The sequence below is a fragment of the Achromobacter sp. Bel genome (assembly GCF_012928505.1).
Lineage (GTDB): Bacteria > Pseudomonadota > Gammaproteobacteria > Burkholderiales > Burkholderiaceae_B > Achromobacter.
This window is the reverse complement of record NZ_JABBJN010000049.1, coordinates 1-19,566: the sequence shown is the minus strand read 5'-3', so window position 1 is coordinate 19,566 and position 19,566 is coordinate 1. Positions and strand designations below refer to the sequence as shown.

The 19,566-nt window shown below is 66.2% G+C and carries 24 protein-coding genes; 13 read left to right on the top strand and 11 right to left on the bottom strand.

What is annotated here, in order from left to right; all coding sequences use genetic code 11:
• The first annotated feature begins 103 nt into the window (after nucleotides 1–103).
• The 4 genes from HG262_RS24055 (at nucleotide 104) to HG262_RS24040 (ending at nucleotide 2,721) form a co-directional block, all read left to right on the top strand.
• Nucleotides 104–970 (top strand): D-amino acid aminotransferase, encoded by an 867-nt coding sequence (locus HG262_RS24055; protein WP_169273411.1) that lies wholly within the window; start codon nucleotides 104–106, stop codon nucleotides 968–970.
• A 112-nt stretch (nucleotides 971–1,082) separates the two neighbouring features.
• A complete protein-coding gene (locus tag HG262_RS24050) occupies nucleotides 1,083–1,355 on the top strand; it encodes a YbeD family protein (RefSeq protein WP_105555796.1) in 273 nt (90 codons plus the stop codon).
• 11 nt (nucleotides 1,356–1,366) lie between these two features.
• A complete protein-coding gene (gene lipB / locus HG262_RS24045; RefSeq protein ID WP_169273410.1) occupies nucleotides 1,367–2,005 on the top strand; it encodes a lipoyl(octanoyl) transferase LipB in 639 nt (212 codons plus the stop codon).
• Nucleotides 2,002–2,721 carry a tetratricopeptide repeat protein gene (locus HG262_RS24040; RefSeq protein WP_169273409.1) on the top strand — a complete coding sequence of 240 codons (720 nt, stop codon included), beginning with the start codon at nucleotides 2,002–2,004 and terminating at the stop codon, nucleotides 2,719–2,721. Before lipB ends, HG262_RS24040 begins: the two co-directional genes overlap by 4 nt.
• Before the next feature lie 90 nt (nucleotides 2,722–2,811).
• Here HG262_RS24040 and HG262_RS24035 read toward each other — a convergent pair whose 3' ends face one another.
• Nucleotides 2,812–3,624, bottom strand: coding sequence for a substrate-binding domain-containing protein (locus HG262_RS24035; protein ID WP_169273408.1), 813 nt, complete (start codon nucleotides 3,622–3,624; stop codon nucleotides 2,812–2,814).
• 159 nt (nucleotides 3,625–3,783) lie between these two features.
• Here HG262_RS24035 and lipA point away from each other — a divergent pair, with 159 nt between their 5' ends.
• Nucleotides 3,784–4,788: a lipoyl synthase gene (gene lipA, locus HG262_RS24030; RefSeq protein WP_169273407.1), complete on the top strand. Its 1,005-nt coding sequence runs from the start codon at nucleotides 3,784–3,786 to the stop codon at nucleotides 4,786–4,788.
• Between the two features lies 1 nt (nucleotide 4,789).
• On the opposite strand, the gene rfbC is transcribed toward lipA, so the two are convergent.
• From rfbC to HG262_RS24005, 5 genes are read right to left on the bottom strand one after another with little or no spacing between them, the layout of a single operon-like run.
• Nucleotides 4,790–5,332: a dTDP-4-dehydrorhamnose 3,5-epimerase gene (rfbC, locus tag HG262_RS24025; RefSeq protein ID WP_169273406.1), complete on the bottom strand. Its 543-nt coding sequence runs from the start codon at nucleotides 5,330–5,332 to the stop codon at nucleotides 4,790–4,792.
• Complete coding sequence (rfbA, locus tag HG262_RS24020; protein ID WP_169273405.1) at nucleotides 5,332–6,213, bottom strand: glucose-1-phosphate thymidylyltransferase RfbA; 882 nt, start codon at nucleotides 6,211–6,213, stop codon at nucleotides 5,332–5,334. The genes rfbC and rfbA overlap by 1 nt, the downstream gene beginning before the upstream one ends.
• A complete protein-coding gene (gene rfbD / locus HG262_RS24015; protein ID WP_169273404.1) occupies nucleotides 6,210–7,106 on the bottom strand; it encodes a dTDP-4-dehydrorhamnose reductase in 897 nt (298 codons plus the stop codon). Before rfbD ends, rfbA begins: the two co-directional genes overlap by 4 nt.
• Before the next feature lie 10 nt (nucleotides 7,107–7,116).
• Nucleotides 7,117–8,166, bottom strand: coding sequence for a dTDP-glucose 4,6-dehydratase (gene rfbB, locus HG262_RS24010; RefSeq protein ID WP_169273403.1), 1,050 nt, complete (start codon nucleotides 8,164–8,166; stop codon nucleotides 7,117–7,119).
• A 51-nt stretch (nucleotides 8,167–8,217) separates the two neighbouring features.
• On the bottom strand, nucleotides 8,218–8,772 hold the full coding sequence (locus HG262_RS24005) for a cob(I)yrinic acid a,c-diamide adenosyltransferase (protein ID WP_169273402.1): 555 nt from the start codon (nucleotides 8,770–8,772) through the stop codon (nucleotides 8,218–8,220).
• A gap of 216 nt (nucleotides 8,773–8,988) precedes the next feature.
• Between HG262_RS24005 and HG262_RS24000 the strand changes: the two genes are divergently transcribed.
• The 3 genes from HG262_RS24000 to HG262_RS23990 all read left to right on the top strand — a co-directional run bounded on the left by HG262_RS24000 (nucleotide 8,989) and on the right by HG262_RS23990 (nucleotide 10,295).
• Nucleotides 8,989–9,297 (top strand): copper-binding protein, encoded by a 309-nt coding sequence (locus HG262_RS24000; protein WP_169273401.1) that lies wholly within the window; start codon nucleotides 8,989–8,991, stop codon nucleotides 9,295–9,297.
• Nucleotides 9,298–9,429: 132 nt separating this feature from the next.
• The gene (locus tag HG262_RS23995) at nucleotides 9,430–9,840 is read left to right on the top strand and encodes a hypothetical protein (protein WP_169273400.1); all 411 of its coding nucleotides are present in this window, start codon (nucleotides 9,430–9,432) and stop codon (nucleotides 9,838–9,840) included.
• Nucleotides 9,837–10,295, top strand: coding sequence for a DUF2846 domain-containing protein (locus HG262_RS23990; protein ID WP_348984422.1), 459 nt, complete (start codon nucleotides 9,837–9,839; stop codon nucleotides 10,293–10,295). Before HG262_RS23995 ends, HG262_RS23990 begins: the two co-directional genes overlap by 4 nt.
• Nucleotides 10,296–10,356: 61 nt before the next feature.
• Here HG262_RS23990 and hslU read toward each other — a convergent pair whose 3' ends face one another.
• The 5 genes from hslU to HG262_RS23965 form a co-directional block, all read right to left on the bottom strand.
• Nucleotides 10,357–11,691 carry an ATP-dependent protease ATPase subunit HslU gene (hslU, locus tag HG262_RS23985; RefSeq protein ID WP_169273399.1) on the bottom strand — a complete coding sequence of 445 codons (1,335 nt, stop codon included), beginning with the start codon at nucleotides 11,689–11,691 and terminating at the stop codon, nucleotides 10,357–10,359.
• 73 nt (nucleotides 11,692–11,764) lie between these two features.
• Nucleotides 11,765–12,304: an ATP-dependent protease subunit HslV gene (hslV, locus tag HG262_RS23980; RefSeq protein WP_006216412.1), complete on the bottom strand. Its 540-nt coding sequence runs from the start codon at nucleotides 12,302–12,304 to the stop codon at nucleotides 11,765–11,767.
• Between the two features lie 154 nt (nucleotides 12,305–12,458).
• The gene (gene dksA / locus HG262_RS23975; protein ID WP_006216410.1) at nucleotides 12,459–12,923 is read right to left on the bottom strand and encodes an RNA polymerase-binding protein DksA; all 465 of its coding nucleotides are present in this window, start codon (nucleotides 12,921–12,923) and stop codon (nucleotides 12,459–12,461) included.
• Between the two features lie 126 nt (nucleotides 12,924–13,049).
• Nucleotides 13,050–14,171: a GTP-binding protein gene (locus tag HG262_RS23970; RefSeq protein WP_169273398.1), complete on the bottom strand. Its 1,122-nt coding sequence runs from the start codon at nucleotides 14,169–14,171 to the stop codon at nucleotides 13,050–13,052.
• A gap of 322 nt (nucleotides 14,172–14,493) precedes the next feature.
• Entirely contained in the window at nucleotides 14,494–14,997 is a 504-nt protein-coding gene (locus tag HG262_RS23965; RefSeq protein WP_006224833.1) for a Fur family transcriptional regulator, read from the bottom strand.
• A gap of 340 nt (nucleotides 14,998–15,337) precedes the next feature.
• On the opposite strand from HG262_RS23965, the gene HG262_RS23960 reads away from it, so the two are divergent.
• From HG262_RS23960 to HG262_RS23940, 5 genes are all read left to right on the top strand, one after another.
• Nucleotides 15,338–16,060 (top strand): ABC transporter ATP-binding protein, encoded by a 723-nt coding sequence (locus tag HG262_RS23960; protein ID WP_169273438.1) that lies wholly within the window; start codon nucleotides 15,338–15,340, stop codon nucleotides 16,058–16,060.
• Entirely contained in the window at nucleotides 16,057–16,923 is an 867-nt protein-coding gene (locus tag HG262_RS23955; RefSeq protein WP_169273397.1) for a metal ABC transporter permease, read from the top strand. The genes HG262_RS23960 and HG262_RS23955 overlap by 4 nt, the downstream gene beginning before the upstream one ends.
• 19 nt (nucleotides 16,924–16,942) lie before the next feature.
• A complete protein-coding gene (locus HG262_RS23950; protein WP_211187744.1) occupies nucleotides 16,943–17,935 on the top strand; it encodes a metal ABC transporter substrate-binding protein in 993 nt (330 codons plus the stop codon).
• 50 nt (nucleotides 17,936–17,985) lie between these two features.
• Nucleotides 17,986–18,579 (top strand): DUF1007 family protein, encoded by a 594-nt coding sequence (locus HG262_RS23945; protein WP_248293481.1) that lies wholly within the window; start codon nucleotides 17,986–17,988, stop codon nucleotides 18,577–18,579.
• A gap of 32 nt (nucleotides 18,580–18,611) precedes the next feature.
• A partial coding sequence (locus tag HG262_RS23940; protein ID WP_248293480.1) for a nickel/cobalt transporter occupies nucleotides 18,612–19,566 on the top strand: 955 nt, incomplete at its 3' end.

The window sequence follows — 19,566 nt, the reverse complement described above, 5'->3', positions numbered from 1 at the left end:
GGTGTAAGCTAGCAACGGGCGTTTCGTGCGTGAAACGCCCGTTTTCCATGTTGGGACGGACCGGGCGGTTCGTCCTTTACTTTTGAAAATTCAGGAGTGCCTCATGATTCCGGGCGTGCCGGGCGAAAGCCAGGTGTATCTCAATGGTGAGTTCCTGCGGGTGGACGAGGCCAAGGTCTCCGTTCTGGATCGCGGCTTTATTTTTGGCGACGGCATCTACGAAGTCGTCCCCGTGTACCAAGGCAAAGCGTTCCGCATGACGGAGCACTTGAACCGCCTGGACCGAAGCCTGGCCGCCCTGCGGATCGCGCAGCCGTTCGACCGCGAAGGCTGGACCAATCTGGTCGAGCAGTTGCTGGCGCGCACGAACCTCGACACGTGCATCGTGTACCTGCAGGTGACGCGCGGCGTCGCGCGTCGCGACCACCAGTTCCCGGCCACGCCGGTCACGCCCACTGTGTTCGGCATGATTTCGGCGTGGGCGCCGCCGCCGGCCGCGCAGCGCGCCCAGGGCCTGACGGCCATCAGCATCCCTGACGAACGCTGGCTGCACTGCGAGATCAAGTCCGTGTCGCTGCTGGGCAACGTGCTGGCCAAGCAGCAGGCCGTCGATGCCAACGCCGACGAGGTCGTGCAGTTCCGCGACGGCTACCTGACCGAGGGTTCGTCGACCAACATCTGGGTGGTCTCGGGCGGCAAGCTGCTGGCGCCGCCGAAGAACAACCTCATCCTGGAAGGCATCCGCTACGGCCTGATGGGCGAACTGGCGGCCCAGGCGGGCATCCCCTTCGAGGCGCGCCGCATCACGCAGGAAGAGGTGCAATCCGCTGATGAATTGATGCTGTCGTCAGCCACGAAGGAAGTGCTGGCGATCGTCTCGCTGGACGGCAAACCGGTCGGATCCGGCAAGCCCGGCCCCGTTTTCGAGCAATTGCGCGCGGGTTATGATGCCCGCATCGCCGCGCTGTAAACCGTTATTCCGGGCGGCCCCCAGGGCCACCCGGCAGCCGGCGGACACTTGCCAACGCCCCGTTTGCCCCCATATAAGAACATTCAGGGGCAACCATTACTCCAGGCAAATCATGCATATTCCGCCCGAAGACTCGCTTATCGAATACCCCAGTGACTTTCCCATCAAGGTCATGGGCAAGCACCACCCCGAATTCGCGCAGACGCTCACCGAAGTCGTGTTGAAGTTCGACCCGGGCTTTGACGCCGCGACGGTCGAGATGCGCCCCAGCAAGGGCGGCAACTACATGGGCCTGACCTTCACCGTGCGCGCGACCTCGCGCGAACAGCTGGACAGCCTCTACCAGGCGCTGCACGGCCACCCGATGGTGTCCATCGTTCTGTAAGCAGGATTGCCGTGATCAAGTGGCTCGCGGGGCCGGCGGAGTATCTGCCGGTCTGGCAGGAAATGCAGGCGTACACCAACCAGCGCGGCGCCGATACGCCTGACGAGATCTGGTTGTGCGAGCACGCGCCGGTCTATACCCTGGGGCAGGCCGGCCTGCCCCAGCACGTGCTGAATCCCGGCAATATCCCCATCGTCCATTGCGACCGCGGCGGCCAGGTGACTTATCACGGGCCTGGCCAGGTGATGGCGTACGCGCTGTTCGACCTGCGCCGCGTGGACATGTACGTGAAGGAATACGTCAACTTGCTTGAGGGCGCGGTCATCGACACGCTGACTCAGCATGGCGTCGGCGGCGCTTGCCGCAAGCCCGGCGCGCCGGGCGTGTATGTGCCGGACCCCGATGGCGGTGAGCTGGCCAAGATCGCCGCGCTGGGCATCAAGATCCGCAACGGGCGGGCCTATCACGGGGTTTCGTTGAACGTGGCGATGGACCTGGCGCCGTTCCTGGGTATCAACCCCTGTGGCTACGAAGGGCTGCGCACCGTCGACATGGCGGCCTGTGGCGTGCGGCGCACACCCGCCGACGTGGGCGACGCGCTGGCGCAGAATCTGGCGGCCGCCTGGCGCCGCGCAAGGATCCCCGCATGAAGACTTACAGTGCGGCCGACGTCGCCGCGACGTCCCCCGAACAGCTGGCGCGCCTGCGCGAAGGGCCGGCCGAAGCGTATGCCGCCTGGATCCGGGCGGCCGCCGAACTCGGGCTCGTCGAAGCGCAGACCATCTATGGGCAGATGCTGCTGGATGGCGTGGGTGTCGACAGCCAGCCTGAAGAGGGCCTGGCGTGGTTCAAGCGCGCCGCCAACGCCGACCACCCGATGGCGATCAACATGGTGGGCCGCTGCTACGAAAACGGCTGGGGCGTGCCCCGCGACGATACGGTGGCGGCCTACTGGTTCCGGCTGGCCGCCGACCGTGGCCTGGACTGGGGCATGTACAACTACGCCCACATGCTGCGCAGCGGCCGGGGCGGCGTCACGCAGAACAAGGCCGCGGCGCTGGCCCTGTATCAGCAGGCCGCACAGACTGGCCACGTGAAATCGATCGGCGTGGTCGGACGCTTCTACGAAGCGGGCGATGTGGTCGGGCAAGACATGGAACGCGCGTTCGACTGCTACCAGCGCTGCGCCGAAGGCGGTGATTTCCGGGGCATGTTCCACCTGGGCCGCCTGCTGTTGCTGCGTGGCAAGAAGGAAGAAGCGGTGCAGTGGCTGGTCCGCGTCCCCGAGACTTCCACGCCCGCGTTTCTGAAAGAAGCCAACGCCATGCTGCAGGACTGCGGCTTCCCGGCGCTGTACGAGGTGTGACGTAGCCCGCCCCTGCGGCAGGATCGTCGGATGGGTGTCGCGCGAGCTTTCTTGCGCAAGAAAGCAGGTGCTCAGCGCGCGAGCCCCATCCTACGTGCTCAGGCGGGTCTCGAATACCGCTTCCAGGGTATCGCCTTGACCGGTGCCGCGGGCGCCGTCCAGGCGGTCCAGCAGCAATTGCGCCGCGCGCCTGCCCAGATCGGCGGCGTCCACGCCTAGCGTCGTCAGCCCTTGTGCCCATTGGGCCGCGCTGCCATCGTCCGTGAAACCCAGCACCGCCAGGTCTTGCGGTACGTGCAGGTCGCGGTTGTGCGCTTCGGACACCGCGGCCGCGGCCAGCAGGTCCGACGTGCAGAACACCGCGTCGAAGATCGTGTTGGTGGCCAACAGCCGTAGAAAGGCCATGCGGCCGTCATTCATCTGCTGCACCTCGGGCTGCACGATGTCGGCGACCCGGTCCAAGCCCAATGCGGCTGCGGCGCTGAGGAAACCGTCGCGCCGCGCGCGCTCCCAGGGGTTGTCCGCACTGATGCAGGCGACCAGCGCATGGCGTTTTTCGGCCAGATGGCGGGCGGCGGCGCGGCCGGCTTCTTCATTGTCGATCACGACGGCGCTGTCCAGCGGCCGGACCGAGGCGCTCCAGGTTTCCACCACCGGTATTTCCAGGGCGGCCACGCCGGCCCGCAGGGCGGGCTCGTCCAGGGGGCCGATGACCAGCGCGGCGGCCGGGCGCAGGACCGCCAATTGGGGCAGCATGGCGGCGTCGTGCCAGGGGCCGGCGGCCAGGTAGTAGCCGGCGGGCGCCAGGCGTTCGGCGCAGGCCTGGATGGCGCGGCCGGTGGGCCCCGCATCCAGGCGGGGCGCGATGAGCGCAACAGGGCGCAGCATAGGCAGGGAAGACATGGGGGATTTCAGGGGATTCGTCAGGCGTGACGATAACCCAGCCGGGCGGGCGGCGCCTGGGGCAGGCGGGCCGTTCGCGGCGGATCCGCGCGCGGGGGGGTAAAATGCCTCTTTTGTCTCAGACCGGGCCGTCTTGCGCACCGGTTTCGAAGGTGCCCAATGTCTACGCTCGCCGAGTCTCCTGTTCCCTCGAACGAATCCGCCGCCGCGCCCGCGGACTCGGCCTACGATCCGACGCAAAAGCAGAAATCGCAGGCCAAGACGGCACGCATCCCCATCAAGATCGTTCCGGCAGAGCGCCTGAAGAAGCCCGAGTGGATCCGCGTGAAGGCCGCCGCGCCCGGCTCGCGCTTCTACGACATCAAGCGCATCCTGCGCGAACACAATCTGCACACCGTGTGCGAAGAAGCCTCCTGCCCGAACATCGGCGAGTGCTTCGGCAAGGGCACGGCCACGTTCATGATCATGGGCGACAAGTGCACGCGCCGCTGCCCGTTCTGTGACGTGGGCCACGGGCGCCCCGATCCGCTGGACACGAAGGAACCCGAGAACCTGGCGCGCACCATCGCCGCGTTGAAGCTGTCTTACGTCGTGATCACGTCGGTCGACCGCGACGACCTGCGCGACGGCGGCGCTGCCCACTTCGTGGATTGCATCACCCACATCCGCGAACTGTCGCCCACCACCCGCATCGAGGTGCTGGTGCCCGACTTCCGTGGCCGCCTGGACCGCGCGCTGGCTATCCTGAACGCCGGCCCGCCGGACGTCATGAACCACAACCTGGAAACCGTGCCGCGCCTGTACAAGCAGGCCCGCCCGGGTTCGGACTACATGCACTCCTTGAAGCTGCTGGCCGAATTCAAGAAGCTGCATCCGGAAGTGGCCACCAAGTCCGGCCTGATGCTGGGCCTGGGCGAGACGGACGAAGAAATCCTGCAAGTGATGCGCGACATGCGCGAACACAATGTGGACATGCTGACGATCGGGCAGTACCTGCAGCCGTCGGAGCACCACCTGCCCGTGCTGCGCTACGTGCACCCGGATACGTTCGCCATGTTCGAACGCGAAGCCTACGCCATGGGTTTCTCGCATGCGGCGGTGGGCGCGATGGTGCGCTCGTCCTACCATGCGGACGAACAGGCGCATGCTGCGGGCGTGAACTGAGTCAGCCGGTTTCGGCGGCGTCCAGGAACACGCCGTTGCGGTCCTTCGCGGACAGCTTCGGCGTCCTGCCGACTGGCCAGGCAATGGCCAGCGTCGGATCGTCCCAGCGAATGCAGCGTTCGTGTTGCGGCGCGTAATAGTCCGTGGCCTTGTACAGGACTTCGGCTGACTCCGACAGCGTCAGGAAACCGTGGGCGAACCCTTCGGGTATCCACATCTGGCGCTTGTTTTCGGCGGACAGCACCACGCCGACCCATTGCCCGAAGGTCGGCGACGCGCGCCGCACGTCGACCGCCACATCGAAGATCTCTCCCGCGCAGACGCGCACCAGCTTGCCTTGCGGCTGCGCCACCTGATAGTGCAGGCCGCGCAGGACGCCTTGGGCGGAGCGGGAATGGTTGTCCTGCACGAAGCGGCGCGCCAGGCCGGTCGCGGCGTCGAAGGCCGCCTGATTGAAGCTTTCGAAAAAGAAGCCGCGGTCGTCGTCGAAGACGCGCGGCTCCAGGACCAGGACGCCGGGGATCGCTTGGGCAAACACTTTCATCAGAACACCTTGTCCACCAGGACGCGCATCAGGTATTGGCCGTAGCCGCTTTTTGACAAGGGCGCGGCCAGTTTCTCCAGGGCCTCGGCGGTGATCCATCGCTGGCGGAAGGCGATCTCTTCGGGGCATGCCACCTTCAGGCCCTGGCGGTGTTCCAGCGTGGCGATGAACTGGCTGGCTTCCAGCAGCGATTCGTGGGTGCCGGTGTCCAGCCAGGCGTAGCCTCGGCCCATGATCTCCACGGCCAGCTTGCCTGCTTGCAGATAGTGTCGGTTGACGTCGGTGATCTCAAGCTCGCCGCGCGCCGACGGCCGGATGCCGCGGGCGATGTCGATCACGTCGTTGTCGTAGAAATACAGGCCGGTGACGGCATAGCTGGACCGGGGGCGGGCGGGCTTTTCCTCGATGGAGAGCACCTTGCCGCCCTGGTCGAATTCGGCCACGCCATAGCGTTCCGGGTCCTGCACGTGGTAGGTGAACACCGTAGCGCCGTCCACGCGCCTGCTCGCGCTTTGCAGCAGCCGCGGCAGTTCGTGGCCGTAGAAGATATTGTCGCCCAGCACCAGCGCGCACGGGTCCTGGCCGATGAAAGACGCACCGATCAGGAACGCCTGCGCCAGCCCCTCGGGCGAGGGCTGCACCGCGTAGCTGAGGTTCAGGCCCCACTGCGAGCCGTCGCCTAGCAACTGCTGGAACCGCGGCGTGTCCTGCGGCGTCGAGATGACGAGGATGTCGCGGATGCCCGCCAGCATCAAGGTCGTGAGCGGGTAGTAGACCATCGGCTTGTCGAAGACCGGCAGCAACTGCTTGCTGACGGCAAGCGTCGCCGGATGCAGCCGTTCGCCGGCGCCGCCGGCCAGTACGATGCCCTTGCGCATCATGTGAATTCCCCGTGCGCGGAAAGTTGATCCAGGAAGCGGTCCGCCTCTTCCGTCCAGGCAGGCAGGCGCAGCCCCAGCGCGGCCGATAGCCGCGTCGTGTCCAGTCTTGAATTGTGCGGGCGTTTGGCTGCGGCCGGGTAGTCTTTCGACGCGATAGCGCGGATCCGCTCGGGCGCGAGCGCCAGGGCGGCGCCTCGCGCCGCGGCACCGGCCACCAGATATTGCGCGAAGGCATGCCAGGTGGTGGCGCCGTCGGCGGCCAGATGGTAGATGCCGCCTTGCAGCGGCTGCTGGCGGTGGCGGGCGATGGCTTGGACGGTGACGCGGGCGATAAGCGCGGCGGAGGTCGGCGCGCCGGTCTGGTCCGCCACCACGTCCAGGCGGTCCCGGGTTCGCGCCAGGCGGAGGATCGATGTGGGGAAATTCCGGCCGTGGGGCGCGTAGACCCAGCTGCAACGGAACACCAGCGCGTCGCAGCCGTTCGCCAGCACGGCGGATTCACCCGCGAGCTTGGTCGCGCCGTAGGCGTTCAGCGGGTGGGGCGCATCGGTTTCTACATAGGGCCGGGCGCTGTCGCCGTCGAATACATAGTCGGTGGAGTAGTGCACAAGCAGGGCGCGTGCGTCCCGGGCGTATTGCGCCAGCGTGGCGACGGCCTGCGCGTTCACTTGCGTGGCCGTGTCCCGGTCGGTTTCGGCCTGGTCGACGGCCGTGTAGGCCGCCGCATTCACGATTACGTCGGGACAGTGCGCGGCCAAGGCGCGCCGCAACGCGTCCTGATCGCGCAGATCGGCGTCGTCCCGGCCCAGCGAGGCGAGCTCGCCCAATGTGGGCAAGGCGTGCCGCAATGCCTGGCCGATCTGACCCGCTTTGCCCAGCAGTAGGATCTTCACGCGGCTCCCGCTACGCTTTGTGTGGGTGGCGATAGGCGCCGCTGGCGACGTTCGCCACCCACTGCGCTTCGTCCAGGTACCACTGCACGGTCTTGCGGATGCCGGACTCGAAGGTCTCGCCAGGCATCCACCCCAGGTCGCGCTGCAGCCGCGTCGCGTCCACGGCGTAGCGGCGGTCATGGCCGGCGCGGTCCGGCACGTGGACGATCTGCGACGCGTAGGACTGGCCGTCGGCCCGCGGCCGGCGCTCGTCCAACAGCGCGCATAGGCCGCGCACCAGGTCCAGGTTGGTCTTTTCGTTCCAGCCGCCCACGTTGTAGGTCGCGCCCGGCGCGCCGGCGTCCAACATCCTGCGGATGGCATCGCAATGGTCGGCCACATACAGCCAATCTCGCCGTTGCAGGCCGTCTCCGTAGATCGGCAGTGGCTTACCGGCGAACGCGTTGTGAATCACAAGCGGGATCAGCTTTTCCGGGAATTGGCGCGGGCCGTAGTTGTTCGAGCAGTTCGACGTCAGCACCGGCAGGCCATAGGTCTGGTGATAGGCGCGCACCAGATGGTCGCTGGCCGCCTTACTGGCGGCATAGGGGCTGTTCGGCGCGTAGCAGGTCAGTTCGGTGAACGGCGGACCGTCTTCGTCCAGCGATCCATAGACTTCATCGGTGGAGACGTGCACGAAGCGGAAGGCGGACTTGCCGCCGGCGTCCAGCGCCGACCAGTAGGTGCGCGCGGCCTCCAGCAAGTGGAAGGTGCCCATCACATTGGCCTGCAGGAACGCGCCGGGATCGGCGATGGAGCGGTCGACGTGGGTCTCGGCTGCGAAATGGATCACGGCGCGCGGGCGGTGCGCGTGCAGCAAGGCCAGCATCGCCGCCTGGTCGGCGATGTCGCCGTGGACGAACGTGTGCCGGGCGTCCTGTGCCAGCGGCGCAAGATTGTCCAGGTTGCCCGCGTAGGTCAGCTTGTCCAGTGTGACGACCGGCTCGTCGCTGCGGGCAAGCCAGTCCAGCACGAAGTTGGACCCGATGAAGCCGGCGCCGCCGGTGACGATGATGCTCATGTGCTTGGAAACCTCAGGACCCGAGGGCGTCCGGCGTGTCCCGGCCGCGCCTTATCGGCGCGCCTGGGCGCCTGCCCAGAACGTGTCTTTCTGCCCCGCATGCTGGTTTATACAACGCGCCAGCACGAACATCAGGTCGGACAGGCGGTTCAGATATTGCCGGACGGCCGCGTTCACCGTGTCGGCCCTGGCCAGCGCGACCACCGCCCGTTCCGCCCGCCGGCACACGGTGCGCACCACGTGCGCCTGCGCCGCCGCCCGGGTGCCGCCCGGCAAAATGAACTCGCGCAAGGGGGCCAGCGTCGCGTTGTAGTGCGCCAGCCGCGCGTCCAGACGGGCGACCTGCGCGTCTGTGATGGCGGCGTGGCCGGGAATGCAGAGTTCCGCGCCCATGTCGAAAAGGTCGTGCTGGATCGCCATCAGGTCCAACGACACCTCGGGCGGCAGGGGGTCGGTCAGCAGCAGGCCGATGGCGCTGTTCAGCTCGTCGACGTCGCCCAGCGCCGCGATGCGCGGGGCGTCCTTGGGGCTGCGTGATCCGTCCCCCAGCCCTGTGGTGCCGTCGTCTCCGGTGCGGGTGGCAATGACGGATAAGCGGTTGGCCATGGGGAAACGTCCTGAATCGGGAAAAAAAGGGAGGGGCGGTTTGCGTCCGGGGGTAAGCGCCCGCCCGGGCGGGCCGCCGCTACGCAATCAACTGTAAGGATTGTTGCGTCGAGTCAGCCGGAATTGTTTCATAACGGCGGTATCCTAGCATTGTGGAAAGCAGGAAGGGCGCGGGTCTCGGCCCCTCGGCTTCCGCTGTCAATGGAGGACGCCTGTATGGCTTTTGACCGCAAATATGCAATGCCCATGGCTATCGCCACTGCGATGGCCGTCGTTACCCTGGCTACGCCCTTGGCGTTCGCCCAAACGGCCGACGCCAGCGGCGAAGTGCGCCGGGTGGATCCCGCCGCGGGCAAGGTCACGATCAAGCACGACGAGATCAAGGCCCTGGACTTGCCGGCCATGACGCTGGTCTACGAGGCGGATCCGCCGACCCTGCTGGCCAAGATCAAGGCGGGCGACAAAGTCCGCTTCACCGCCACCCGCAAGGATGGCAAGTATGTCGTGACGGCGATCACGAACTAAAACTCCCCTCATATTCTTTCGTCTTGCGCCCGCCTGCCGCGGCCCTTCGGGCCACTGGCAGGCGGGCGCTTGCATATTGTGCGCACGTATCTACAATGCGTTATCTTTCAACGCATTTTTATACGTTTTGTCATGCGCACCGAATTCATTCAAGGATGCCGGGCTGCGGCTGCGGCGCTGCTGTTTACAGGGATTATGGGGTGCGCGGCCAGCGTGAAGCAATCCGCCGTCGCTGCGCCGGTCGTGGTCAGCGCCGCAGAGGCCAAACCGAATCAGGCCGTACAGGAAACGGTCGTCGTGAAGTTGTCGACCGGGTATCAGCGCGAAATTCGCAAGGGATCTGTCTGGCGTTCCGCCGGCAGCATCCCGCAAGGCGAGGTCCTTCGTCCGGTGGGCACGGTCTTCACGATCGAAGGCCGGCAGGTGCATGAGGCCTGGCTGGTGCTTTCCGATCAAAAGCTTGTCGGTTTTTACCTCCCCGGAGACCAGGCCTATTCCGCGCTGCGGTCTCCTCTATCCTTGATTGTTGGAGACGTGCAGTGAAGCGTGCATCGAAGATTTCAGCGGCGGTACTGGCAACGGTCGTGATGGCCGGGTGCGCCTCGGGCGTGAAGCATTCGCAGATGGCGTCCACCATCCCCGTCGTGCAGCAAGGCGAAGGACGCATTTACTTCATGCGTTCGGCGTCGATGTTCGGCGCGGCCGTGCAGTCCGACATCCGCCTGAATGGCGAAGTGGTCGGTCGTTCGCAGCCCGGCGGGTTTTTCTATGTCGATCGGCCCCAAGGCACGTACAAAGCATCGACGTCGACCGAGACCGAGAAGACTTTGAGTTTCGTGCTGGACGCAGGGGAAACAAAGTACGTGCGTAGTTCGCCGTCGCTCGGCCTGATGGTGGGCCGCATCGTGCTGGAACTGGATACGCCGGAAAAGGCAGAAAAGGAACTGGGCGGCCTGAGCTATACCGGCAAGCCCGTCGCGCCCGTCGCGCAGAAGTAATACCAAGTTGGGCGGCAAAACGGGGGCGTATGCCCCCGTTGCCATTTCAAGCGTGCCCGACTTACAGCACGTAGCGCGCCAGGTCCTGGCTGCTGGCGGCTTCCGCCAATTGCGAGTTGACGTAGGCGGCGTCGATCTTCACGTGCTTGTCCTGGCTGGACGTGGCGTCGAACGACAGTTCGTCCAGCAGTTTTTCCATCACCGTGTACAGGCGGCGGGCACCGATGTTCTCGGTAGTCTCGTTCACGTCGTAGGCCAGTTCGGCCAGGCGGCGCACGCCCTCGTCCGTGAATTCCAGCTGCACGTCTTCGGTGGCCATCAGCGCGGTGTACTGCTTGGTCAGCGAGGCGTCCGTGTCGGACAGGATGCGCACAAAGTCCTCGGCGGTCAGCGATTCCAGTTCCACACGGATCGGGAAACGGCCTTGCAGCTCGGGGATCAGGTCCGACGGGCGGGCCAGGTGGAACGCGCCCGACGCGATGAACAGGATGTGGTCGGTGCGGACCATGCCGTAGCGCGTGTTGACGGTCGTGCCTTCCACCAGCGGTAGCAGGTCGCGCTGCACGCCCTGGCGCGACACGTCGGCGCCGCCGGATTCCTGGCGGGCGGCGATCTTGTCGATTTCGTCCAGGAAGACGATGCCGTTCTGCTCGACGTTGTTGATGGCCACGGTGCGCAGGTCTTCTTCATTGACGCGCTTGGCGGCTTCTTCGTCGACGATCAGCTTGAAGGCTTCGCGCACCTTCATCTTCTTGGCCTTTTTCTTGTCGCGGGCCATGCCGGCGAACATGCCGCGCAGCTGTTCGGCCATTTCTTCCATGCCGGGGGGCGTCATGACGTCCATCTGCGGCGCGGCCTGGGCCACTTCGATCTCGATTTCGAGATCGTCGATCTTGCCTTCGCGCAGGCGCTTCCTGAAGGTCTGGCGGGCGCTGTTGTCTTCGCCGCGTTCCGGTTCGCCGGACGCGCCGCGGGCAGGCGGCACCAGGGCGTCCAGGATGCGGTCTTCGGCGGCATCTTCGGCCTGGGTGCGCACGCGGCGCATTTCCAGTTCACGCGTCTGTTTGATCGAGTATTCCGTCAGGTCGCGGATGATGGTGTCGACGTCGCGGCCCACATAGCCCACTTCGGTGAACTTGGTGGCTTCGATCTTGATGAAGGGCGCGTTGGCCAGCTTGGCCAGGCGGCGCGCGATTTCGGTCTTGCCCACGCCGGTGGGGCCGATCATCAGAATGTTCTTCGGGTGGATCTCGTGGCGCAGGGGTTCGGCCACCTGCTGGCGGCGCCAGCGGTTGCGCAGGGCGACGGCGACCGCGCGCTTGGCGCGGTTCTGGCCGACGATGTATTTGTCGAGTTCGGAGACGATTTCTCCGGGCGTCATGTTGGATGCGGACATGAGGGCGAATCCTTGGAGCTTGAGCGGGCTGGGGAAGCGGCCGCGGCGCAAACGGGGCGCCGCGCGGCGGGCGTCAGTCGCCCAGCGTTTCGATGACGTGGTTCTGGTTGGTGTAGATGCAGAGGTCGCCGGCGATTTCCAGCGATTGCTTGACGACGGCCTCGGGCGACAGCTCGGTGTTGCGCAGCAACGCCAGCGCCGCCGATTGTGCATAGGCGCCGCCGGAGCCGATGGCGGCCAGGCCGTGTTCGGGCTCCAGGACGTCGCCATTGCCGGTCAGCACCAGCGTGTGCTCGGTGTCGGCCACGATCAGCATGGCTTCCAGCCGGCGCAGGACGCGGTCGGTGCGCCAGTCGCGGGTCAGTTCGACCGCGGCGCGCATCAGGTTGCCCTGGTGCTTTTCCAGCTTGGCTTCGAAACGTTCCTGCAACGTGAATGCGTCGGCGGTGGCGCCGGCGAAACCGGCCAGGATCTTGTCGTGGTACAGGCGGCGGATCTTGCGGGCCGTGCCCTTGACGACGATGTTGCCCAGGGTGACCTGGCCATCGCCGCCGAGCGCGACGCGGTTGCCGCGGCGCACACACACGATGGTGGTGGCGTGAAATTGTTCCATGCGTTCCTTCCTTTGAAAGGACTAGCTGGGGGCGGTTGACCGGAAATCAAGGCTGGTGGGGGGGCATCCTTTCGGCTAGTGAAAAGAGCAATAAAAAAGGCTATGCCGGAAACCAGCATAGCCTTTCAGGGCATGGCGTGAATGTCGGGACGGATCAGTCGCCGTACAGCTTTTGGCGCATTTCACGGCGTTCCTGCGCTTCCAGCGACAGGGTGGCCGTGGGGCGGGCCAACAGGCGGGGTACGCCGATCGGTTCGCCCGTTTCTTCACACCAGCCGTATTCGCCGCTGTCGATGCGGGCGATGGACTGTTGCACCTTTTTCAGCAGCTTGCGCTCGCGGTCGCGGGTGCGCAGCTCCAGGGCGTGTTCTTCCTCGATGGTGGCGCGGTCGGCGGGATCGGGCACGAACTGCGTTTCGCGCAGGTGCTCAGTGGTCTCGCCGGCGTTGGCCAGGATGTCCTGTTCGAGTTGTTTGAGCCGTTCCTTGAAGAAAGCCAGCTGGCGTTCGTTCATATAGTCGGACTCGGGCATGGCCAGCAATTCCTTCTCGCTGGGCAGATCAATCGCCGTATCGCTCGTCGACTTGCTTGATTTTTTGGTTGCTGCCTTGGTAGCCATGAAAACACTCCACTATGAATCGATCCTGGCGCGGGCGTCCTTTCCCGGTCCGTGTTGCTTGCTGCTTACGCTATTCGTACCTCACAGTACTGCCTTCGTCGCATCGCGTCACGTCAGGAAGGGGGATTACCCCGCCAGGCACTGCTCCAAGCCCCGGGTGAAAATCTCCTGGGGCAGCTTACGTCCGATGAACACCATCTTGGTGGACGGTTTTTCGGCCGCGGTCCACGGCTTGCCGGGTTCGGCGCCCATCATCATGTGCACACCCTGGAACAACATGCGGCGGTTGATGCCCTTCATGTACAGGATGCCCTTGTAGCGCATCAGGTCGGGACCATAGACCTGCACTACGCCGCCCAGGAATTCCTCAAGGCGCGCGGGATCGAACGGCTTGTTGGAACGGAACACGAACGCGCCGATTTCGTCGTCGTGCTGGTGGTGGTGATGGTGGGCATGATTGCAATGCGCCCCGCAATCGCCTTCGTGGTCATGATCGTGGTCATGGCCGTGATCGTGCCCGTGGTCATGCCCATGGTCGTGGGCGTGGTCGTGGGCGGCGTCGGGGTGCTCATCGGCCAGGAATTCCGGGTCGATGTCCAGAATGGAATTCAGGTTGAAGCCGCTGATATCGATGATGGACTTCAGGTCGACTTCGCCGAAGTTGACCGGCGTGATCGGCGCGCGCGGGTTCATGTGAACCAGGCGGTGGCGCAGCGCTTCGTAGTCGACTTCGTTGACCAGGTCGCGCTTCGAGATCAGGATGCGGTCGGCGAAACCGACCTGCTTCTGGGCTTCGGGTTGCGCGTCGAGCGTGGCCATGCCGTGCTTGGCGTCGACCACCGTCACCACCGCGTCCAGGCGGTAGTACTCGGCGATGTCGTCATCCATGAAGAACGTCTGGCAAACGGGGCCGGGGTTGGCCATGCCGGTCGTTTCGAGGATGACGCGTTCAAAAGTCAGTTCGCCGGCTTCGCGCTTGGCGCGCAGCTCGGACAAGGTGCGCATCAGGTCGCCACGGACCGTGCAGCAGACGCAGCCGTTGGACAGTTCGATGATTTCTTCATCGCTGTCTTGCACGAGCAGGTCGTTGTCGATGCTTTCCGGTCCGAATTCGTTTTCGATGACCGCGACGCGGCGGCCGTGGAATTCGGTCAGGATGCGTTTGAGCAGGGTGGTCTTGCCCGCACCGAGAAAGCCGGTGAGGATGGTGACGGGAACCATTTTGTCCAAACTGCGCGGGGTGTTCATGGCGAAGCTGCTAGCGTGAGGTCAAGGCTGAAGTCTAGGCATTCAACACACGGCCTGGCAGGGGGATTTTCCCGTGCAGGATGAGGTTTGCCACAGGCTGCGAAGGCCGCCAACAGCGGCCGGACGCAGGATTACAGCACAGTCGGGGGCAGGGGGCAAACCCCGGGTCAACCCAGGGGCCGAAGCCAGCCGAATCGCGGCTGTACGCCGTCAAGTATCGGGCGATATCACTATTTTGGGGCGGTTTGCCGGATTTCAAGGGCGGGGCCGCCCAGGCGAGGGAAGGGCGGCCGGCCTGGCCGGTGGTGCCGGGCTGAGAGGCCTAGTGGTGATGGTGGTGATGGCCGGCGTCGGCGGGCTGCTTCTGCTGGCATTGGGGACACAACGCCCGGATTTCGGTCTCGTGGGTGGCCAGCGCGTAGCCCGTTTGGGCGACGCGTTCGGCCAATTGCCGGCTCATGGCCGGATCGGACACTTCGGCCACGGCGCCGCAACCCGTGCAGACCACCAGCAGGTCGTGGGGCGCACCGCCTGCGTCATGACAGGCGCTCCAGGCGTTGACGGCGTCCAGACGGTGGATCAGGCCTTCGTCCATCAGGAAATCCAGCGCCCGGTACACCGTGGGGGGCGCGGCGCCGGGATGCACTTCGCGCATGGCGTCCAGCAATTCGTAGGCCTTCAGGCTGCGGCCGTGACGCAGCAACAGTTCCAGCACCTTGCGGCGGATGGGCGTGAGGCGGCGACCGCGCTGCTCGCACAGCGTCTCGGCGACGCTGAGCTGCGCGCCGACGGTGTCGCTGCGGGGGGATCTGGGCGGAGCGGGCATGGCGGGCTTTACCTGAATGAGGAACGCGCGCGACGCGCGCGAGATGCCTGGAAGGTAGCAGAAAACATCGATATGCGGGCGAGCCGGGCGGATTCAAGCCCTTTTTGGTTATGATATAACATAATAAAACCCCGCTGCGCCGCACCTACCGCCTTTCGACTATCTGCTTTCCCATGTCTCATTTTTCGCTTCTGCCTCCGCGGCCCGGCGCCGCCTGCCGGCAAGGCGCCATCCCCCGTTCCGCTTTCCTGGTTTCGGCCTGGCGCCGCATGGCGGTGGCGCTGGCCGCTGCCGCGGCGCTATGGGCCCTGACCGGCTGGGCGCTGGACTGGTGGCCGCGATGAGCGCGGCGCCCGTGACCATCGATCTGGATGACGTCTCGTTCGGCTGGCATGGCCACCCCGCGCTGAAATCGGTGTCGGGCCGGTTTGCCGCCGGCGGCATGACGGCCGTGGTGGGGCCCAACGGGGCGGGAAAGTCGACGTTGATCAAGGGGATCATGGGTGTGTTGCGCCCCATGGCTGGCGACGTGCATATCAGCGGCGCGGGACGGTCCGAGCTGGCGTGGCTGCCGCAGGCGGCCGAGTTGGACCGTTCGTTCCCCGTGACGGTGCTGGACTTGGTGGCGATGGGGGCGTGGCGCCGCGTCGGTGGATGGCGCCGGTATCGCGGCGAAGAGTTGGACCGATGCATGGACGCCCTGGAGAGGGTGGGCCTGGCCGACGCTGCCGGGCGCGGAATGGACACGTTGTCGGGCGGGCAGATGCAGCGCACGCTGTTTGCGCGGATGCTGGTGCAGGACACGCCGGTGCTGCTGCTGGACGAACCGTTTGCCGCGGTGGACAGCCACACGACCGACGATCTGATGGCGCTCTTGTGCGGACTGCACGGGCAAGGGCGGACCGTGATCGCCGTCCTGCATGACCTGGACCTGGTACGTGACCACTTCCCCGACTGCCTGCTGCTGTGCGGATCGGTCGTGGCGTGGGGCGCCACCGAAGACACCTTGAACGATGCGCATCTGAAGATGGCGCGGCAATGGCATGCAGGGACGTACCTATGAGCCTGGCGCAATGGGTGGTGTCGCCTTTCCTGGATTACGGATTCATGCGGCGCGCGTTGGCCGGTGCCAGTGCGCTGTCGCTGGGCGCAGCGCCCTTGGGGGTGTTCCTGGTGCTGCGGCGCATGAGCCTGATGGGCGACGCCATGTCGCACGCCATCCTGCCGGGGGTGGCGGCCGGCTTCCTGCTGTCGGGCCTGTCGCTGGGCGCGATGATGCTGGGCGGCATCGCCACCGGCCTGGCCGTGGCATTGCTGGCGGGGTTGGTCGCGCGGCTGACGCCGCTGCGCGAGGACGCCAGTTTCGCGGCGTTCTATCTGATATCGCTGGGGCTGGGCGTGCTGCTGGTGTCGTTGCGCGGCTCCAATATGGATCTGCTGCATGTGCTGTTCGGCACGGTGCTGGGCCTGGACGATGCGGCGCTGTTGCTGGTGACCATCACGGCCAGCGTGACCTTGCTGGTACTGGCGGCGATCTACCGCCTGCTGGTGGCCGAATGCCTGGACCCGGGTTTCCTGCGCGCCAGCGGCGGCGGGGGCGGTTGGGTGCACATGGGTTTCCTGGTGCTGGTCGTCGTCAATCTGGTGGCGGGCTTCCAGGTGCTGGGCACCCTGATGGTGGTCGGGATCATGATGCTGCCGGCCGCCGCCGCCCGTTTCTGGGCGCGTTCGGCGGCCCGGCAGATCCCGCTGGCCGCGGCGTTCGGCGTGCTGGCGTCCGTTAGCGGCCTGCTGGTGTCCTACCACTACGACGTGCCCGCCTCGCCCTCGATCATCCTGGCGGCGGGCGCCTGTTATCTGTTTTCCATCGTCGGCGGCCCCCATGGCGGGCTGCTACGGGCGCCGCGCCGCTTGCGCCGGGCCTGATTACATTAGGAGATTCGCTATGCGTTCCATTCTGCCGGCGCGCCGCCGCGCCCTGTTGGCCGCGACCGGGTTGTGCCTGTCGGCCGTTTTCGGCGCGACGCATGCCGCCGAACCGTTGAAGGCCGTGGCCAGCTTTTCCATCCTAGGCGATATCGTGCGCGAAGTGGGCGGCAACGACATCAGCCTGACGACGCTGGTGGGGCCTGACGGCGACGCGCATGAATACGAGCCCACCCCGGGCGACGCGAAGAAGCTGTCCGCCGCGCGGGTGCTGTTCGTCAACGGCCTGGATTTCGAGACCTGGCTGCCCAAGCTGACGAAGGCCTCGGGCTTTGCGGGACAGACCGTGGTGGCCTCGACGGGCGTGACGCCGCGCAAGTTCGCCGGGCATGGCGGCGCCGGCAAGCAAGACGGCCACGGCCACGATCACGACCATGACCACGATCATGACCACGACCACAAGGACGGCCACCATCATCACGGCGACGCCGACCCGCATGCCTGGCAGAACCTGGCCAATGGCGTGACCTACGCGCGCAACGTGGTCGAGGGCCTGGCCGCCGCCGACCCGGCCCATGCCGCCAACTACCGCCAGCGCGCCACCGCGTACATCGCCAAGCTGCAAGCGCTGGACGCCCGGGCGAAGACGGCGTTCGCGGCCATTCCCGCTGAGCGCCGCAAAGTCGTGACCTCGCATGACGCTTTCGGCTATTTCGGAGACGCCTACGGCGTGGCGTTCATTTCGGCGATGGGCGTGTCGACGGATGCCGAGCCGTCGGCCGGCGAAATCGCCGCCATCGTCGAGCAGGTCAAGCGCGAACGGGTGCCCGCCGTCTTCGTCGAGAACATCACCAGCCCCAAGCTGGTGCAGCAGATCGCGCGCGAGACCGGCGCCAAGGTGGGTGGTACGCTTTATTCCGATGCGTTATCCAAGCCTGGACAACCGGGCGCCACCTATCTGGAAATGTTTGAATGGAACGTACGTCAGCTTGCCGCGGCCTTGCAACCCTGAGCGCCGCGACGGCCTTGCTGGCGGCGGGCGCCGCCAGCGCACACCCGCACATGTGGATCGACGCACGCGCGGCAATCGATATCGACGCGCAGCACCGCATCACGGCGGTCCGCCAGGTCTGGCTGTTCGATGAGATGTTCGGCGCCTATGCCACGCAGGGCTTGAAGACGGGCAAGGACGGTTCGTTGCCCGCCGCCACGCTCAAGGGCATGGCCGATGACTGGATGAAGGCGCTGGGCGAACCGATTTCGCACTACTTCACCCGGGTCACCGTGGACGGCAAGACGGCGGCGTTCGCCGCCCCGCGCGATGCGCGCGTCGACTGGAATGCGAAGACCAAGCGATTGACGCTGTCCTTCACCTTGCCGCTGGCCTTGCCGACGGCGCCGGGAGCGGACGGCGCGCAGGTGGACATCTACGACCCGACGTATTTCGTCGCATACGCCTTTGACGAGAAGGGCGCGGTCGCGCTGGGCGGCCCGGACGCCGCGGCCTGCTCGTCCCACTACCGCAAGCCCAAGGAACTGGATTGGAAGACCATGCAGCAACTGGCCGCGATCCCGGCCGATCCGGACGCGTTGCCCGACGAACTGTTCGCCATCACCAAGGGGCTGACGCATCGCATCGAGGTGCGTTGCCCCTAGCGTTGCCCGTCGCGTTGTTCCGTCATTGCGCCTTGGCGCCTGCGCTGCTGCTCGCGGCTGCGTTGCTGCTGGGCGGCACGGGCGTGGCGGCGGCGCAGGGCGCGCATCCGTTTGGCGTGCCGGAAAGCGGCGCGGGGATGGGCGGGCCGGGATGGCTGGCCAGCTTCTTCGGCCAGGTGTCGGTCTGGCAAAGCCATTTCTATCGCCAGCTTACGGGAGCGGTGCGCGCCTGGCAGGCAGAAGGCGGCGCGGCCTGGGCCCTGATCGGCCTGTCTTTCGCCTATGGCGTGTTCCACGCGCTGGGCCCCGGCCACGGCAAGGCGGTGATTTCATCTTATGTGCTGGCCAACCGGCAGACCGCCCGCAACGGCGCGCTGCTGGCGCTGGCGTCGGCGTTGATCCAGGCGCTGGTGGCGATTGCGATGGTGGCGGTGCTGGCGGTCGTGTTCAATGCCACCGCGGCGACGATGAACCAGGCGACCCGCTGGCTGGAACTGGCGTCCTACGCGCTGGTAACGCTGCTGGGCGCCTGGCTGGTGTGGGTCAAGGCGATACGGCCGTTGCTGCGGCGCCGGCGCGACCGGGCGGTGGCCACGCCGGTGGACGTGGTCACCGCAGCACCCCGCTTGACGGGGGCGGCGGCGTTGCGCGCCATCGCCGTGCATGCGCAGGCGCCGAATGTTCCTTCACCGCATGCGCACGCGGATGTCCACCCGCATCATCACCATGACGAGGACTGCGGTTGTGGCCACGCGCATGTGCCGCCGCCAGACCAAGTGGCGGGCCAGATGAACTGGCGGCGCGCCGGATCGGCCATTCTGGCGGTCGGGCTGCGACCGTGTAGCGGCGCGTTGATCGTGCTGGTGTTCGCCTTGTCGCAGGGGTTCTTCGTGGCCGGCGTGGCGTCGGCCCTGGCGATGGGCCTGGGCACAGGGTTGACGGTGGCCGCGCTGGCCTGCCTGGCCGTGGCGGCCGGCAGCGCGGCGA